Below are 16,007 nucleotides of genomic sequence, written 5' to 3' on the forward strand. Positions count from 1 at the left end.
CATGAGTCCGCAAGCTGGAAAGGTTCGTCTCGATGAAAAAAGCCAAGGAAAGTCCCGCCGCAGAGCCGGCAAAGGGGCCGCTGAAGATCAAGGTGGACGGCAAGGAGCAGGAGTTCGACATCGAAAACCCCGAGCTTCCCAGCTGGATCGAGGACCACAAACTGACCGCAGGCGACTACCCCTACGACAAGAAAATGAAGAGCGAGGAGTATGACGAGACGCTGGAGCGGCTGCAGATCGAACTGGTCAAGGCGCAGGCCTGGCTGCAGGCGACCGGCAGCAGAGTGATGTCGCTGTTCGAGGGGCGCGATGCCGCCGGCAAGGGCGGCACCATATCGGTGCTGCGCCAGTATCTCAATCCTCGAACCGCGCGCAACGTGGCGCTGACCAAGCCGACCCCAACCGAAGTCGGGCAATGGTACTACCAGCGCTACGTCGCCCATTTCCCGACATCGGGCGAATTCGTCACCTTCGACCGGTCCTGGTACAACCGCGGCGGCGTCGAGCCGGTGATGGGCTTCTGCACACCGGAACAGCATGCAAAATTCCTCGACGAGACGCCGCATTTCGAGCGGATGATCTCAAATGAGGGCATCTATTTCTTCAAATTCTGGCTCAACATCGGCCGCGAGACCCAGCTCGAACGGTTTCACGACCGCCGCTGGTCGCCGCTGAAGAACTGGAAGTTCTCGCCGATCGATATTGCCGGCATCACCAAATGGGACGACTACACCAAGGCGCGCGACCAGATGGTCGAGCGCACGCACAAGCAGTTCGCGCCCTGGATCATCGTGCGGGCCAATGACAAGCGACGCTCGCGGCTGGCCGTCATGCGGCGCATCCTGTTGTCACTGCCCTATGATGGGCGCGATCTCGACGCCATCGGCAAGGAAGACAAAAAGATCGTCGGCGAAGGGCCGTCGTTTCTCGAGAAGTAGAGACTGGCCTCGATAGGCAGAGGCTGAAATTACAGAGCCCACCCCCACACGGAGGTGGGCTCTGTGGCCATTGTCTAAAGCGCATCGCATTTGAACGGATTCACGCGACGCGCTTTAGGTCTTTGTTTCATGCATGTCGTTCTCTCAAAACCGGGGCCACTTTGAGCGACATGCATTAAAGCGCGTCGGGTGAAGACAGTCTCACGACGCCTGCCGCATGCCGAGCATGTGGGGGGTGCCCCTGGCCAACACCGGGGCGTGATGGTTGCGGCGCGAACGCACGACATCCAGCGTATGCTCGTTGAAGGTCAGCAGTGTGGCGACGACCTGCTGGTTGCCATAGGTGCGCTGGTAACCGAGCGGCGTCGCCAGGAAGTGCAACTGCAGCGTCCGCAGCACCCACACCGGCTCGACCTCGATAATGACCTGATCGACATTGCGAGCAAGGCCCCATTCGACGAAGCCGGCGATCAGTTCGGTGCCGACCGTAGACACGCCGCGCTTACCATCGCGAAAGCCTGGCGCCACCGCGTAACGGGTTAGCTCCCAGACATTCGGTCCCGAAGGGCGCTTTCCCTCGCAGAGTTCCGGCATCACATCGCTAAGGAGATGCGGCCGTGTGGTCGGCAGCATCCGATGATAGCCTGCAAGCTCGCCATTGCGTATGACAAGGTGGTGTTCGGCCTCATCATGGTCGAATTGATCGATTTCGAGGCCGTCCGGGCGATCGAGATCGGTCCACCGCATCTCATCGACGAAGACCTTGTAACGCAGGCGATGGACGGCCTCCCATAGGTCGGGACGTTCCATCAGTTGTTGAGTGGTAAGGGAAAATAGCATTAGCCGTCTCCTGGGCTTAAGAGGAAGATACGGCCGGGCTTTCCCGAAAAAATTGCGCGAAGGTGTTGGCAAGGATTTCCAGGCTGCCACAGCCGACATGGCTAATATAGCTGCGCCTAAACGCCTCCGCGATGGCGTGCACCCTGTTGGCGGCGCCGAGTCTGCTTTTGGCGTTAAGAAAGCATTAGCCGTCTCAAGAGGACGACAGGGGCCGGTCTTTTCTGAAGATATGACGCCAACAATGCGGCCATAAATTTCGGGCCGCCAGAACCGGCCTAGCTGATATAGCCGTGCCTGACTGCTTCGGCGACTGCCTGCACACGGTTGGCGGCGCCTAGTTTGCTCTTGGCGTTGAGAAGGTGTTTCTCAGAGGTATGCTCCGAGATGCCGAGGATCTGCGAAATCTCCCACTCGGATTTTCCGACCGCCGCCCATTGCAGGCATTCGCGCTCGCGCGGCGTCAATTCAATGTGATCGATAGATTTGCCGGCCGTCGTTTGAAGCTGCATGGCGCGGCCGATGGCATAGGTGGAGGCCAGCGAGACCATTGCGAATTCGGCTTCGGACAGTTCGACCGCCTCACCGCCCAGCGAGACCAGCGCGATCTGGCCTTCGAGCGTGATCAGCGGGAAGGCGAGGCCGTCACGCAGCTTGAACTGGCGGGCGTCGCGCATTACCTCGGCGCTGCTCTTGTCGGCGGGCATGCTTTGAACGGCATCGCGCCATTGGAATGGCGCCCGAAACTGCTTCAAATGGCTGACGACCGGATCGTGGTCGACGTAGTTGCGCGATAAGTAACGCTCCAGCCATTCGCTAGGCCAATCGCAGAGCAGCACATGGTCCTTCGTCTGGCTGCTTGGTGTACCGGGCTGCGGCACCGTTGCGGCTATCAGGGCCGTCAATCCGAAATTCGAGGTGACACTAAGTAGCTGCTCGCACACCGCAGCCGACGTGTCGGCACGCTGCACCCGGTCAATATATTCAAGTGTCCGGTCAAAATAACCCATCGCAACATCTACCCCATGTTGCCTACCGCTCTTGAGACCGATGCTACGTGCCTGCCCCGCACTTAGCCATCAACCCCGGATTGCAAAGCCACATCCTTAGCTTTTCTAACGCCAGCGACCGCCAACCCCGGGCCGACTCTGTGCGGCTATTTGCAACCTCGCCAAAGCATAACCCGAAATTTGCCCTTTGAAATCAAAAACAATTGTGCCTGCGCCGTTTTCGTATCACAAGCCAACGGCCAAGACGGGCGGAGTTTTTTGTGACATCACGCTGGATAACCATCGCCTTGCTGTCGATGCTGATCGGAGTGCAGCCGTTTGCCGGCGCTGTGCGGGCAGCGGAACCGCAGGTGCCGGTGCTTTGGGATGCCAAGGAGCGGCTGCCGAAGCCGGACCTTGCGGCGCTGCCGAGGCTCAGGTTCCTCACCACAACCGATTTCCCGCCCTTCAATTTTCTCGACGGCACGGGCCGACTGTCCGGCTTCCACATCGACCTGGCGCGGGCGATTTGCGCCGAACTCGACATCGCCGACAAATGCCAGATCCAGGCGCTGCCCTGGGCCGAACTCGACGACGCGTTGCAGAAGGGCGAAGGCGAGGCGATCATCGCCGGCATCGCCGCAACGCCGGAGACGCGGGCGAAGTACAGCTTTTCGCGCTCCTATCTACAGTTTCCGGCGCGCTTCATCATGCCGAAGACCAAGGCCTTCGCCGAGCCGATCCTCGACAAATTGCGCTCGAAGCGGGTCGGCGTGCTGGCCGGCTCGGCGCATGAAAAGATGCTGCGCGATTATTTCGGCACCGTGCAGATCATCCGCTTTCAACGGCCGGAAGACCTCTACAGCGACTTGAAGAGCGCCAAGATCGATGCCGCCTTCGGCGACGGCATGCGCTTTTCCTTCTGGCTGGGCGGCACGGACGCCGCCGGTTGCTGCCGCTTCGCCGGTGGACCCTACCTGGCGCCGGAATATCTGGGGTCCGGCATGACCATTGCCACCCGGGCCAGCGACCCAGCGCTGGCCGCAGCCATGGACTACGCGCTGCAGGAGATATCGGTGAAAGGCACCTTCGCCGAATTCTACCTGCGCTATTTCCCGGTCAGCTTTTTCTGATCCGGTCCCGGTCAGCTTCCTCTAGGGGCTGGATCAGGTCAGCGTGCGCAGGCGGGCCTTCGCCCCGCGCGCGATGGCTGCGGCGGTCAGCGTGTCGAGATCGAGCTCACGCCGGATCAACTGCAGCACCCGCAATTCCTCCATGCGCATTTCTAGATCGACGGCGGCAACCTCGAAGGCCGCGGCATAGGCGGTGTCGTGCAGCCGTTCGGGCAAAGTCTCGGCGACACGCTCGAGCACGCCTTCCAACCCATCCTTTTCATGCAGCATCTTCTGGCAGTCCTGCGCAATGGCGATCAGCCTGTCCTGCTTGAAATCCTCGAACACCGGCCAGCTGCGGACGACGTCGCCGATGCGCGCCAGTTCGATATCGGTCATGTCGCGATCGGAAGCCGAGGTGATGACCATCAGGTAGATCAGGGCTTCATGGGTGGACGGCAACGGCATTCAAAACTCCTTGATAGTGAGGGTCGAAGGTAGGGACGCCACGGCGCCGTCGCAACGAAAACGCCTGATATCGTTGACGCTCCGCCCTGTCGCGCCTAGAGACCCGGTTGAAAAATCTTACCAGCCGCGAAAGCCGGCCATGACTGGAACTTTGACATGACGGGATCAAACATCGCCGATCTCAACCCCGAAATGCTTGCGGCAGCCGCCGAAAGCAAGGCCTGGCCGTTCGAGGAAGCCAAAAAGATCATCGAGCGCTACAAGGGCGGCGACTTCCCGGAGATCGTCCTGTTCGAGACCGGCTACGGCCCGTCGGGCCTGCCGCATATCGGCACGTTCGGCGAGGTCGCGCGCACCTCGATGGTGCGCCATGCCTTTCACGTGCTGACCGGGAACAAGGTCAATACCAAGCTGCTCTGCTTCTCCGACGATATGGACGGCATGCGCAAAATCCCCGACAATGTGCCGGATCGCGCAGCGCTCGAGCCCTATCTGCATATGCCGCTGTCGGCGGTGCCCAATCCGTTCGGCGGCGACTATCCGAGCTTTGGCGACCACAACAACGCGATGCTGTGCCGCTTCCTCGACACGTTCGGCTTCGACTACGAATTCGCCAGCGCCACGCAGTACTACAAGGCCGGCCGCTTCGATGCGATGCTGGTGCGCGCCGCCGAGCGCTATGAGCAGATCATGGCGGTGATGCTGCCGACGCTGGGGCCGGAGCGGCAGGCAACCTACAGCCCGTTCCTGCCGATCTCGCCGAAGAGCGGGCGCGTGCTCTACGTGCCGATGAAGCATGTCGACGCCAAGGCCGGCAACATCACCTTCGACGATGAGGGCACCGAGACCACGCTTTCGGTGACCGGCGGGAAGGTCAAGCTGCAGTGGAAGCCGGATTTCGGCATGCGCTGGGCAGCGCTCGGCGTCGATTTCGAAATGTTCGGCAAGGACCACCAGACGAACGCGGTGATCTACGACCGCATCTGCAACATTCTCGGCGGGCGCGCGCCCGAGCATTTCGTCTACGAGCTGTTCCTGGACGAGAACGGCCAGAAGATCTCGAAGTCGAAGGGCAACGGGCTGACCATCGACGAATGGCTGCGCTACGCGCCGACCGAAAGCCTCGGCCTCTATATGTATCAGCGGCCAAGGCAGGCGAAAAAGCTCTATTTCGACGTCATCCCACGCGCCGTCGACGAGTACTACACCTTCCTCAACGCCTATCCGCGCCAGGACTGGAAGGAGCGGCTGGGCAATCCGGTCTGGCACATGCATGACGGCAAGCCGCCTTCCATCGACATGCCGGTGCCGTTCTCGCTGCTGCTCAACCTGGTCAGCGCCTCCAACGCGCAAAACAAGGATGTGCTGTGGGGCTTCATCTCGCGCCATGCATCTGGCGTGACGCCGGCGACGCATCCCGAACTCGACCAGCTGGTCGGTTTCGCCATCCGCTACTTCGACGATTTCGTGAAGCCGACGAAGACCTTCCGGCCGGCCGACGATGTCGAACGCGTGGCGCTGGAAGCGCTTGGCAACGCGCTTGCTGGCCTGCCGGCCGGCGCCGACGGCGAAGCGATCCAGAACGCTTCGCTCAACGTCGCGCGCAAGATCGAACGCTATCAGGACCATTCGAAGAAGAGCCCGGACGGCGGCCCTGGTGTCTCGGGCGCTTTCTTCCAGATGATCTACCAGGTGCTGATCGGCCAGGAACGCGGACCGCGCTTCGGTTCGTTCGCAGCCCTCTACGGCATCGCCGAAACCCGCGCGCTCATTGAGCGGGCGCTGGCTGGTCAGCTGGCGGCATAATTTCCGTCCCGGCCGGCGGCGTGTCTATCGCCGGGGCATCGAGGATCGGTTGCGACGCCGTCGGTGCCGCAACAGGCGTTGGCGCCGGTGGCAGGCCGCCAAGATCGGGCGCGGCGCCGAAGACGCCCTTCTTGGCGGCGCGCGCCTTGTCGCCCGCTTCGACATAGGGGCCGCCTGCCGTGGCGCGCGCCCAGCCGTTTTCGACCAGCCACTGGCCGACATCCAGCTTGCCGATGCGGCATTCGGCGGCGATCAACGCACGGTCGGCCTCCGGCGGCACCTTGCAGGCAACGGCCCGGCCGCGCAGGAAAGACCGGAACGCGGTGCGCGCCCTGATACCGCAAGCCCAGGACTTGCCGCCCTCGGTGCAGGTCTCGTCTTGCCTGACGATGTCGATGCCGGAGACCGTCACGGAATAACCATTGGCTTCGATCAGGCCGGCGGCGGCCGCGACCGGCTGGAACAGTTTTGTTCCTCCCCAGTCGTCGACCGCTCTGCGCCCACGCGGCTTGGGCGGTCCGGCCAGCGCCAGGTCGCTCAGCGGCGCGCGTGGCTCGACCCGTTCAAGTTCTTCTGCCGGCAGCGGCGGCGGAGCGATGGCCTCGGGATCGATCGCCCTCGAATGCACCGGAGGCGAGTGCATCGGAGGCTTGACGGGCTGGACCTCGGGGATCGCCGACGTCGCCGGCTCCTCGGGCACGGCCTCGGTGTCCGGGTCGATCTGGTCGACGGTGATGGCGGTGCTTTCGTGATGCAGCGCGCGACCGCCGGCGACGACAATGGCGACCATCACCGGGATCGCCAGGAGGGCTATGAGGATTTGAAGCAGACGCACCGCGAGACCTACTGGCTTGCCCAGACGATCCGCGCCACCCATTCGACATCGCGCATCGCGATGTCGCGGTCCGGGTGGTCGGGGTTGAGCGAGATCAGCACGATCGATTTCGTCGTCTGGCGCTCCAGCACCTTGGCCATGACTTCGCCGGCATTGGTCTTGACGACGACGCGGTCGCCCTTGCGGGTAGCGGCGCCCGGCTCGACGATCAGCACATCGCCATTGCGGTAGAGCGGCAGCATGGAATCGCCCTGCACCTTCAACGCATAGGAGGTTTCGGTCGCCCGTGCCGGAAGCTCGACAAGGTCCCAGCCCTGGCCTGAGGGATAGCCGGAATCGTCAAAGAAGCCGCCGGCGCCGGCCTGGGCAAAGCCGAGCAGCGGCACCGCCGAACGCTGCGAGGCTAACGGGCCCGAAGCTGTCTTGGCGCGGCCTTCGACCAGCCCGGTGAATTCGTCGAGCGAAGCGCCTGTCGCCTCGATGATCTTGGCCAGCGATTCGGTCGAGGGCCAGCGCGGCCGCCCATCCGAGGACAGCCGCTTCGACTTGTTGAAGGCGGTGGAGTCCAGACCGGCTCGCCGGGCCAGGCCGGAGGCCGACAACGAATAGCGCTCGGCGAGAGCGTCGATGGCTGCCCAAACTCGGTCATGCGAGAGCAATTCGCTCTCCTCAAAACAGGAAAAAATACCTTTTCCTTCTAACGCGCGGTTATCCGATTGTCCACCGGCGCGCGGCCCGATCTCTCAAAAAGCTGCGTGCGGCGAAGTCGTCATGGATGCCTCAAACTGCCTTGGGCAGGCTGCGCAATCCCTGGTGGGAGGTCATGCAAACCCGCTCGGCCTCGGTCGGCGGTCGCGGTTGAACGGAGCGGGCAAGCGTCCTATTGGACGCGCCAAGGACGCTGTAGCATTTTGATTTGGCGCATGATCCTTTCCGAAAATCGATTCCGATTTTCGGGTTATGCGCGAGGTCGGCGAGCATCATGTAGCGGGCGTTGTTGAGATGGAGGTTGAAGTCGATGTCGGCAGGCAGCGAAAAGCCAGCCGACTTTCGCTGCCGACCGCGTAAGGGCCACGGCGCCTTGCCGTGGCCATGCGCGCAAGGCGCCCCCAGACGTACATGGGGCGCTAGCTCAAGCGGCCTTCTGCACTTCGCCTTTCGCATAGGGATCGAAGCGCTGGTAGAAGGTCTCGCCCTTCTCCGCCAGGTCGAGTAGCAGCTTGGGCGCCTTGAACTCGGCGCCGTATTTCTTCTGCAGGCCCTTGGCTATTCTGACGAACTCCCCGGCGCCGATGCCGTCGATATAGGACAGCGCGCCGCCGGTGAATGGCGCGAAACCAAAGGCGAGTATCGACCCGAGATCGGCCTCGCGCGGATCGGTGACGATGCCTTCCTCCATCACCCGGGCCGCTTCCAGCGCAATGGTTACCAGCAGGCGCTGCTGCAGTTCCTCATAGTCGACCTTCTCGGCCTCCAGCTGCGGATAGAGATCCTTCAGGCCCGGCCACAGCTTCTTCTTGGCAGGCTTGGCGGGATAGTCGTAAAAACCCTTGCCGTTTTTGCGGCCGAAGCGGCGATGGGTGTCGACCAGCGTGTTGATCAACGCCATCTGCCTGGGGTCGACAGACTTGTCTCCGAGGTCCCTGATGGTCTGCTTCATGATCTTCTGGGCAAGGTCGATCGCCGTCTCGTCGGTCAGCGCCAGCGGGCCGACCGGCATGCCGGCGGCCTTGGCGGCGTTCTCGATCATCGGCGCCGGAACGCCTTCGATCAGCATCCTGTAGGCTTCCGACATGTAGCGCAGCACGCAGCGGTTGACGTAGAAGCCGCGCGTGTCGTTGACGACGATCGGCGTCTTCTTGATGGCGCGCACGAAATCGATCGCGGTGGCCAGCGCCTTGTCGCCGGTCTTCTTGCCCAAAATGATCTCGACCAGCATCATCTTGTCGACCGGCGAGAAGAAGTGGATGCCGACGAAATTCTTCGGCCGCGCCGAATTCTTGGCCAGCGCGGTGATCGGGATGGTCGAAGTGTTGGAGGCGAAGATCGCCGACGATTTCAGCACGGCTTCGGCCTGCTCGGTGGCAGCCTTCTTGACGGCCGAATCCTCGAACACCGCCTCGACCACCAGATCGCAGCCGGCGAGATCGGCATAGTCGGCCGTCGGCGTGATCAACGACAGAAGTCTGTCCTTCTCCTCGGGCTTGGCGCGGCCCTTCTTGACCTGATCGGAGATCAGGCTGTCGGAATGCGCCTTGCCCTTTTCGGCCGACGCCATGTCGCGGTCGAGCAGGACGACCGGGATGCCGGCCTTGGCGGTGACAAAGGCGATGCCGGCACCCATGAAGCCGGCGCCGAGAATACCGATCTTCTTGAACTTGGTCTCCGGCACGCCGGCCGGGCGGCGGGCGCCCTTGTTGAGCTCCTGCAGCGACACGAACAGCGAGCGGATCATCGCTGCTGCTTCCTTCGACTGCATGATTTCGGTGAAATAGCGCTGTTCGATCCGCAGACCGGTGTCGAACGGCACCAGCAGGCCCTCATAGACGCATTTCAGGATGGCCGCGGCGGCCGGATAATTGCCGTAGGTCTCGCGGCGCAGGATGGCGATGGCCGGCGGCCACAGATTGAAGCCGGCCGGCGTATAGATTTGGCCGCCAGGCAGCTTGAAGCCCTTCTCGTCCCAGGGCTGGACGGCTTTCAGGCCGTTCCTGATCATCGCTTTGGCGGTCTCGATCAGCTTGCCGGGTTCGGCGATCTCGTGGATCAGCCCCATCGCCTTGGCTTTCTGCGGCGACAGCGTCTGGCCGGTGGTCAGCATCTGCAACGCCTGCTGCTGGTCGGTCAGGCGCGGCACGCGTTGGGTGCCACCGGCGCCGGGGAAGATGCCGACCTTGACTTCCGGCAAGGCCATCTTGACCTTTTCGGAGTCAGCTGCAACGCGGCCATGACAGGCCAGCGACAGCTCGAACGCGCCGCCCATGCAGGTACCGTTGATCGCCGAGACCCAAGGTTTGCCCGACGTTTCGAGCTTGCGCCACAAGCCACCCATGCGGCCGGCATTGTCGAACAGGAGCTGTGCCGCCTTCTCCGGGTCCTTGGTCTTCTCCTTGGCAAATACGGCCAGCATCTTCTGCAGCATGGTCAGGTCGGCGCCGCCCGAGAAGCTGTCCTTTCCCGAGGTGATCACCGCGCCCTTGATGGCGGCGTCGGCCACCACCTGGTCGATGATCTTGTCGAGCTCGTTCATCACCTCTTCGGTGAAGACGTTCATCGAGCGGTCCGGCATGTTCCAGGTGACCATCGCGATGCCGTCTGCGTCCGTGTCGACCGTGAAGTTTGTATAAGTCATGTCTCTCTCCTTCCGGCCGAAAATCAGACGCGTTCGATAATCGTTGCGGTGCCCATGCCGGCGCCGATGCAGAGCGTCACCAGAGCGGTGTTCAAATCGCGGCGCTCGAGCTCGTCCAGCACCGTGCCCAGGATCATCGCGCCGGTGGCACCGAGCGGATGGCCCATGGCGATGGCGCCGCCATTGACGTTGATCTTGTCGTGCGGGATTTCGAATGCCTGCATGTAGCGCAGCACCACCGAGGCGAAGGCCTCGTTAAGCTCGAACAGGTCGATATCCGACAGCTTCATCTTGGCGCGCTTCAGAAGCTTCTCGGTGACGTCGACCGGACCGGTAAGCATCAGCACCGGCTCGGAGCCGATGTTGGCAAAGGCGCGGATGCGGGCGCGTGGCTTCAGGCCCATCGTCTTGCCGGCCTTCTTCGAGCCGAGCAGTACGGCGGCCGCGCCATCGACGATGCCGGACGAGTTGCCGGCATGGTGGACGTGGTTGACCTCTTCCACCTCAGGGTGCTTCTGCACGGCGACCGCGTCGAAGCCGCCCATTTCACCAGGCATGACGAAGGACGGGTTGAGCGAAGCCAGCGACTGCATGTCGGTCGACGGCCGCATATGCTCGTCATGATCGAGGATGGTGAGGCCGTTCTGGTCCTTGATCGGTATGACGGAGTTCTTGAAACGGCCATCGGCCCAGGCCTTGCCCGCACGCTTCTGGCTCTCGACCGCATAGGCATCGACGTCGTCGCGCGAAAAACCGTATTTGGTGGCGATCAGGTCGGCCGAAATGCCTTGCGGCACGAACCAGCCGGGCAGGCCGACGGACGGGTCCATGAACCACGCGCCGCCCGAGGCGCCCATGCCGACGCGCGACATCGATTCCACGCCGCCTGCAATGACGATCTCGTCGGCGCCTTGAGCGATCTTGGCGGCGCCGAAATTGATGGCGTCGAGGCCTGAGGCGCAGAAGCGCGAGATCTGCATGCCCGGCGCCTTGTTATCGTAGCCGGCCTCGAAGGCGGCGGCACGCGGAATGACGGAGCCGGCTTCGCCGACCGGATCGACGCAGCCGAAGATGATGTCGTCGACGTTTGCAGTGTCGAGGCCGTTGCGGTCGCGCAACGCTTCAAGCGTCCTGGCCGCAAGCCGCACCGCCGGCACCTCGTGCAGCGAGCCATCCTTCTTGCCCTTGCCGCGCGGTGTGCGCACGGCGTCATAGACATAAGCTTCAGCCATTTGCTTGCTCCTTGCTTTGCCGACGTCGCTCTCAGAGAGAGCGGCCGATCAGCAATTTCATGATCTCGTTGGTGCCGCCGTAGATGCGCTGGACGCGGGCGTCGCGGAACATGCGGGCGATCGGATATTCATTCATGTAGCCATAGCCGCCATGCAATTGAAGGCATTCGTCGACGACTTTTCCCTGCAGGTCCGAGAGCCAGTATTTCGCCATCGACGCCGTCACTGGATCCAGCCCGCCATTGATGTGGCGGGTGACGCAATCATTGTAGAAGACGCGGCCGATGGTGGCCTCGGTCTTCAGTTCGGCGAGCTTGAACTGGGTGTTCTGGAACTCGATGATCGCTTTGCCGAAAGCCTTGCGATCCTTGACGTAGTCGATGGTCAGCGCCAGGGCGCGTTCGATCATGGCGATCGCGCCGGTGCCGATCTGCAGGCGCTCCTGCGGCAATTGCTGCATCAGCTGGATGAAGCCCTGTCCCTCTTCGTGGCCAAGCAGGTTCGAGGTCGGCACGCGCAGATCATTGAAGAACAGCTCCGACGTGTCGTTGGCTTTCAGGCCGATCTTGTCGAGGTTGCGGCCGCGTTCGAAGCCGTCGGCCTCGTCGGCCTCGACGACGATCAGCGAGGTGCCCTTGGCGCCTTTGGCCGGATCGGTCTTGGTGACGACGATGATGAAATTGGCCAGTTGGCCATTGGTGATGAAGGTTTTCGAACCGTTGATCTTGTACTGGTTGCCGTCCTTCTCGGCGCGCGTCTTGACGCCTTGCAGGTCGGAGCCGGCGCCCGGCTCGGTCATGGCGATGGCGCCGATCAGTTCGCCGGTCGCCAGTTTCGGCAGCCATTTCTTCTTCTGCTCTTCCGAGCCGTAGTGAAGGATGTAAGGAGCAACGATCGCGTTGTGGAGACCGATGCCGAAACCGTCGACGCCGACATGGCCGATCGCCTCGATGATGGCGCTCTCATGCGCGAAGGTGCCGCCGGAGCCGCCATATTCCTCCGGCATAGAGGCGCAGAGCAGGCCGGCGGCACCCGCCTTGCGCCAGCTCTCGCGGTCGACCATCTCGTTCTTCTCGAACTCGTCGTAGCGCGGCGCGATCTCTTCCGACATGAAGCGGTGCGCCATGTCGTAGAGCATGCCGACCTCGTCCGCCGCCCAGGCGGGCTTCGGCAAGGAGAGCACTTCGGCTGGATTTGTCATGCCGTTTCTCCCGCGCCAACGTCCCCCTCCCCCTCGAGGGGAGGGTGGCCGCGAAGCGGTCGGGTGGGGTCGCCGATGACGTGCTCGACCTTATCTTCGGAATTGACGCGGGTTTGGGGCATTGCGATCATCTCCTACCAAAGCGCCAACCAGCCGGCGCACTGCACGCAAGGACCCCTCCCGGCCCTTCGGGCCACCCTCCCCTCAAGGGGGAGGGGGACGCCAGCCATTTCTAGAACGCTTCCGCAGGCAGCGCCATTAGCGTGTCCGCACCACTGGAAATGCGGGCGAGATGTGCCGATGTCTCGGGCATGATCCGCTCCATGAAGAAGCGCGCCGTCACCACCTTGTTATCGTAAAAAGCCCCATTTTCGTGGACAGATTGGGAGCCATTGGCCCCGGTCTTACCGAGCGCGGCCTTGGCCATCTGCGCCCACATATAGCCCAGCGCGACCAGGCCGAAGAGATGCATGTAATCGGTCGACGCGGCGCCGGCATTGTCGGGCTTGGCCATGCCGTTCTGCACCAGCCACATGGTCGCCGCCTGCAGATCGTTGAGGCCCTTCTTCAGCGCCTTGGTGAAAGGCGCCAGCTTCTCGTCGGCGCGGTTCTCCTCGCAGAACTCGCCGACGTCCTTGAAGAAGGCCTGCACGGCGCGGCCGCCATTCAGACCAAGCTTGCGGCCGACGAGGTCGAGCGCCTGGATGCCGTTGGCGCCTTCATAGATCATGGCGATGCGGGCATCGCGCACGAACTGGCTCATGCCGTGCTCTTCGATGTAGCCGTGGCCCCCGAACACCTGCTGCGCCATGACTGCATGGTCAAAACCCTTGTCGGTGAGCACGCCCTTGATCACCGGCGTCAGCAGGCCGGTATAGTCGTCGGCCGCCTGGCGATCCTTGTCGTCGGCGGAGCGGTGGGCGATGTCGGACTTGATCGCCGTCCACAGCGCCAGCGCGCGGCCGGCCTCATTGAAGGCCTTCATGGTCATCAGCGAGCGGCGGATGTCGGGATGGACGATGATCGGATCGGCTTGTCTGTCCGGCGCCTTGGCGCCAGACAGCGAGCGGCCCTGCAGCCGGTCCTTGGCGTAGGAGACCGCGTTCTGGTAGGCGATCTCGGACAGCGACAGGCCCTGCAGGCCGACGCCGAGCCGGGCTTCGTTCATCATCGTGAACATCGCCTTCAGGCCGCCATTGGCCTCACCGAGCAGCGTGCCTTCGGCCTCGTCATAATTCATGACGCAAGTCGAATTGCCGTGTATGCCCATCTTCTCCTCGATCGACCCGCAGGAGAGCGTGTTCTTCTCGCCCGGATTGCCCGAGGCATCGAGCTTCAGCTTTGGCACGATGAATAGCGAGATGCCCTTCACGCCCGCCGGCGCGCCTTCGATGCGGGCCAACACGAGATGGACGATGTTTTCCGACATGTCGTGCTCGCCGGCCGAGATGAAGATCTTCTGGCCTGAGATCTTGTAGGTGCCGTTGCCGTTCGGCACCGCCTTGGTGCGCAGCAGGCCAAGATCGGTGCCGCAATGCGGCTCGGTCAGGTTCATGGTACCGGTCCAGGACCCCTCGACCAGCTTTGGCAGCCATGTCGCCTTCTGCTCGTCGGTGCCGTGTGTGATGATCGCAGCGATCGCGCCTTGCGTCAGGCCGGGATACATCATCAGCGCCATGTTGGCCGAAACCATGTATTCGGCAACCGCGGTGTGCACGGCATAGGGCAGCCCCTGGCCGCCGAACTCGACGGGCGCCGCCAGTCCCATCCAGCCGCCTTCGCGATACTGGTCGTAGGCTTCCTTGAAGCCCTTCGGCGTCGTCACCGAGCCGTCCTCATGGCGCACGCAGCCTTCCATGTCACCGACGCGGTTCAGAGGATGCATAACGTTTTCGGCGAGCTTGGCGCCTTCGGCGAGGATCGCCTCGACAACGTCGGGCGTCGCGTCGGCAAACCCGGGAAGGTTGGAATATCGCTGATAACCCAGCACCTCGTTGAGCACGAACAGCGTGTCCTGGACCGGCGCCCTGTAGATCGGCATGTGTTCCTCCACCATGCGGGTCTTGGCCGCGAGATCGGGCCCCGAACATGAGGTTGGGGCGGCACGCCGGCCAATGTCGAAAGCGAGATAGCAAAAATTGACGTTTGCGTAAACGTCAATTTTGTCGCCGGGACAAAATTTACCTATGCCAGCCTGTCGCACGAGCGGTGCATGGCTTTGTGCAAAGCGAGGGGGGTCAAACAAAAAGAGCCGCGGGGGCGGCCGCGCGGCTCTTAAGTTCAAAGCTTTCGCCGGGAGCTGCGGAGCAAAATCAGCTGGCGGCGCTGGCCGGGGCCGAACGCTCGGACAGCATCTGGCGCACGGCCGACATCGAGCCGCTCAGCTCGTTGATGGCGTCGTCGATCAGCGCGCGCTGCTTCTGCAGGCGGGCTAGCTGCTTCTCCGACTTGTCGAGAGCCAGCCGCAATTGCTTGGTGTTGGATCCCGTGGGATCGTAGAGATCCATCATCTGCTTGACGTCGCGCAGCGAGAACCCGACCTTGCGGCCGAGCAGGATCAGCTTCAGCCGCGCCTTGTCGCGGCGCGTGTAGAGGCGCGTTGCCCCATCGCGTTTCGGATTGAGCAGGCCCTTGTCTTCATAGAAACGCAGCGTGCGCAGCGTCACGCCGTATTTCTTGGCCATCTCGCCGATGCGCACGAGCTCCTCACTGGCTTCGGCAGACATATTGTTGGTGTTGGCCGCGGCTTCGCCGGGCGAAACAAGTTTCATAGTCACTGGCTTTCCCCTGTCGTGGCATCGCGGTCTCGGACCTTGCAACGCCTGAGTGGAAGCGGGGGCATGCTTCCAGTCGTGGTTTCAACTAATTCATCGCAAAAGGCACGAACGGCGCCCCTCTTACGTTTACGTCAATTCTATATCGATAGCCGCCGCATGACGCAAGGGCGTTCTGGGATTGCGAAACCTTATGCCGCACCCCCGGCGCCGGGTCCGAACGGGCACCGCCTGTATTTCAGCAATGCCGTAACTTCTTAAGCTTGGTTAACACCTTGTTTACCACGATGGGTGAAATGTGCGGATGTCGGTCACCCGTGTTTATCCTGTAGCGAATTTTTCACGGTTTTTCGGAGAGCGGGCCTGGCCCGGGAAGCTCGTCTTCCGCCGCAGCAGTGCCGCGCGGCCGCCTTCGTTCCCGACAAGGACTTGGGAAACTGGCAGCAAGCCGGCCATTCTGAAA

The 16,007-nt window shown here is 62.5% G+C and carries 13 protein-coding genes and 1 pseudogene; 3 read left to right on the forward strand and 11 right to left on the reverse strand.

What is annotated here, in order from left to right; translation table 11 throughout:
* Positions 1-32 precede the first annotated feature (32 nt).
* Positions 33-938: a polyphosphate kinase 2 gene (gene ppk2, locus NKJ75_RS22690; RefSeq protein WP_023834307.1), complete on the forward strand. Its 906-nt coding sequence runs from the start codon at positions 33-35 to the stop codon at positions 936-938.
* A 201-nt stretch (positions 939-1,139) separates the two neighbouring features.
* Here ppk2 and NKJ75_RS22695 read toward each other — a convergent pair whose 3' ends face one another.
* Together NKJ75_RS22695 and NKJ75_RS22700 are read right to left on the reverse strand one after the other, a co-directional pair.
* Positions 1,140-1,778 carry an acyl-homoserine-lactone synthase gene (locus NKJ75_RS22695; RefSeq protein WP_023681954.1) on the reverse strand — a complete coding sequence of 213 codons (639 nt, stop codon included), beginning with the start codon at positions 1,776-1,778 and terminating at the stop codon, positions 1,140-1,142.
* 275 nt (positions 1,779-2,053) lie between these two features.
* Positions 2,054-2,785, reverse strand: a complete 732-nt coding sequence (locus tag NKJ75_RS22700; RefSeq protein ID WP_023669621.1) for a helix-turn-helix transcriptional regulator — start codon at positions 2,783-2,785, stop codon at positions 2,054-2,056.
* A gap of 296 nt (positions 2,786-3,081) precedes the next feature.
* Between NKJ75_RS22700 and NKJ75_RS22705 the strand changes: the two genes are divergently transcribed.
* Positions 3,082-3,897, forward strand: a complete 816-nt coding sequence (locus tag NKJ75_RS22705; RefSeq protein WP_050586840.1) for an ABC transporter substrate-binding protein — start codon at positions 3,082-3,084, stop codon at positions 3,895-3,897.
* Between the two features lie 33 nt (positions 3,898-3,930).
* Here the strand turns inward: NKJ75_RS22705 and NKJ75_RS22710 are convergent, their stop codons facing one another.
* Positions 3,931-4,344 (reverse strand): tellurite resistance TerB family protein, encoded by a 414-nt coding sequence (locus NKJ75_RS22710; RefSeq protein WP_023688697.1) that lies wholly within the window; start codon positions 4,342-4,344, stop codon positions 3,931-3,933.
* Positions 4,345-4,500: 156 nt separating this feature from the next.
* Between NKJ75_RS22710 and NKJ75_RS22715 the strand changes: the two genes are divergently transcribed.
* On the forward strand, positions 4,501-6,150 hold the full coding sequence (locus tag NKJ75_RS22715) for a lysine--tRNA ligase (RefSeq protein ID WP_352500234.1): 1,650 nt from the start codon (positions 4,501-4,503) through the stop codon (positions 6,148-6,150).
* Here the strand turns inward: NKJ75_RS22715 and NKJ75_RS22720 are convergent.
* From NKJ75_RS22720 to NKJ75_RS22750, 8 genes and pseudogenes are all read right to left on the reverse strand, one after another.
* Entirely contained in the window at positions 6,113-6,985 is an 873-nt protein-coding gene (locus tag NKJ75_RS22720; protein ID WP_352500235.1) for a thermonuclease family protein, read from the reverse strand. The genes NKJ75_RS22715 and NKJ75_RS22720 overlap by 38 nt on opposite strands.
* 8 nt (positions 6,986-6,993) lie before the next feature.
* The gene (locus NKJ75_RS22725; RefSeq protein ID WP_352500236.1) at positions 6,994-7,644 is read right to left on the reverse strand and encodes a S24 family peptidase; all 651 of its coding nucleotides are present in this window, start codon (positions 7,642-7,644) and stop codon (positions 6,994-6,996) included.
* A 310-nt stretch (positions 7,645-7,954) separates the two neighbouring features.
* Positions 7,955-8,106: pseudogene (locus NKJ75_RS32875) on the reverse strand (thioesterase family protein); the annotation flags it as partial.
* Between the two features lie 11 nt (positions 8,107-8,117).
* The gene (locus NKJ75_RS22730; protein ID WP_352500237.1) at positions 8,118-10,337 is read right to left on the reverse strand and encodes a 3-hydroxyacyl-CoA dehydrogenase NAD-binding domain-containing protein; all 2,220 of its coding nucleotides are present in this window, start codon (positions 10,335-10,337) and stop codon (positions 8,118-8,120) included.
* Between the two features lie 23 nt (positions 10,338-10,360).
* Entirely contained in the window at positions 10,361-11,569 is a 1,209-nt protein-coding gene (locus NKJ75_RS22735; RefSeq protein WP_023669613.1) for an acetyl-CoA C-acetyltransferase, read from the reverse strand.
* A 31-nt stretch (positions 11,570-11,600) separates the two neighbouring features.
* On the reverse strand, positions 11,601-12,770 hold the full coding sequence (locus NKJ75_RS22740) for an acyl-CoA dehydrogenase family protein (RefSeq protein WP_023745294.1): 1,170 nt from the start codon (positions 12,768-12,770) through the stop codon (positions 11,601-11,603).
* A 232-nt stretch (positions 12,771-13,002) separates the two neighbouring features.
* Positions 13,003-14,811 carry an acyl-CoA dehydrogenase gene (locus NKJ75_RS22745; protein WP_023681963.1) on the reverse strand — a complete coding sequence of 603 codons (1,809 nt, stop codon included), beginning with the start codon at positions 14,809-14,811 and terminating at the stop codon, positions 13,003-13,005.
* 271 nt (positions 14,812-15,082) lie between these two features.
* Positions 15,083-15,541, reverse strand: a complete 459-nt coding sequence (locus tag NKJ75_RS22750) for a MerR family transcriptional regulator (protein WP_023669610.1) — start codon at positions 15,539-15,541, stop codon at positions 15,083-15,085.
* Positions 15,542-16,007: the final 466 nt, after the last annotated feature.

The organism is Mesorhizobium sp. M0058 (assembly GCF_040323095.1).
Lineage (GTDB): Bacteria > Pseudomonadota > Alphaproteobacteria > Rhizobiales > Rhizobiaceae > Mesorhizobium.

Bases quoted from the DNA above. Each gene is read 5' to 3' on its own strand.
- NKJ75_RS22745 (WP_023681963.1), bottom strand. From the start codon at position 14,811: ATGCCGATCTACAGGGCGCCGGTCCAGGACACGCTGTTCGTGCTCAAC.
- NKJ75_RS22700 (WP_023669621.1), bottom strand. From the start codon at position 2,785: ATGGGTTATTTTGACCGGACACTTGAATATATTGACCGGGTGCAGCGT.
- NKJ75_RS22710 (WP_023688697.1), bottom strand. From the start codon at position 4,344: ATGCCGTTGCCGTCCACCCATGAAGCCCTGATCTACCTGATGGTCATC.
- NKJ75_RS22750 (WP_023669610.1), bottom strand. From the start codon at position 15,541: ATGAAACTTGTTTCGCCCGGCGAAGCCGCGGCCAACACCAACAATATG.
- ppk2 (WP_023834307.1), top strand. From the start codon at position 33: ATGAAAAAAGCCAAGGAAAGTCCCGCCGCAGAGCCGGCAAAGGGGCCG.
- NKJ75_RS22695 (WP_023681954.1), bottom strand. From the start codon at position 1,778: ATGCTATTTTCCCTTACCACTCAACAACTGATGGAACGTCCCGACCTA.
- NKJ75_RS22715 (WP_352500234.1), top strand. From the start codon at position 4,501: ATGACGGGATCAAACATCGCCGATCTCAACCCCGAAATGCTTGCGGCA.
- NKJ75_RS22735 (WP_023669613.1), bottom strand. From the start codon at position 11,569: ATGGCTGAAGCTTATGTCTATGACGCCGTGCGCACACCGCGCGGCAAG.
- NKJ75_RS22730 (WP_352500237.1), bottom strand. From the start codon at position 10,337: ATGACTTATACAAACTTCACGGTCGACACGGACGCAGACGGCATCGCG.
- NKJ75_RS22705 (WP_050586840.1), top strand. From the start codon at position 3,082: ATGCTGATCGGAGTGCAGCCGTTTGCCGGCGCTGTGCGGGCAGCGGAA.
- NKJ75_RS22740 (WP_023745294.1), bottom strand. From the start codon at position 12,770: ATGACAAATCCAGCCGAAGTGCTCTCCTTGCCGAAGCCCGCCTGGGCG.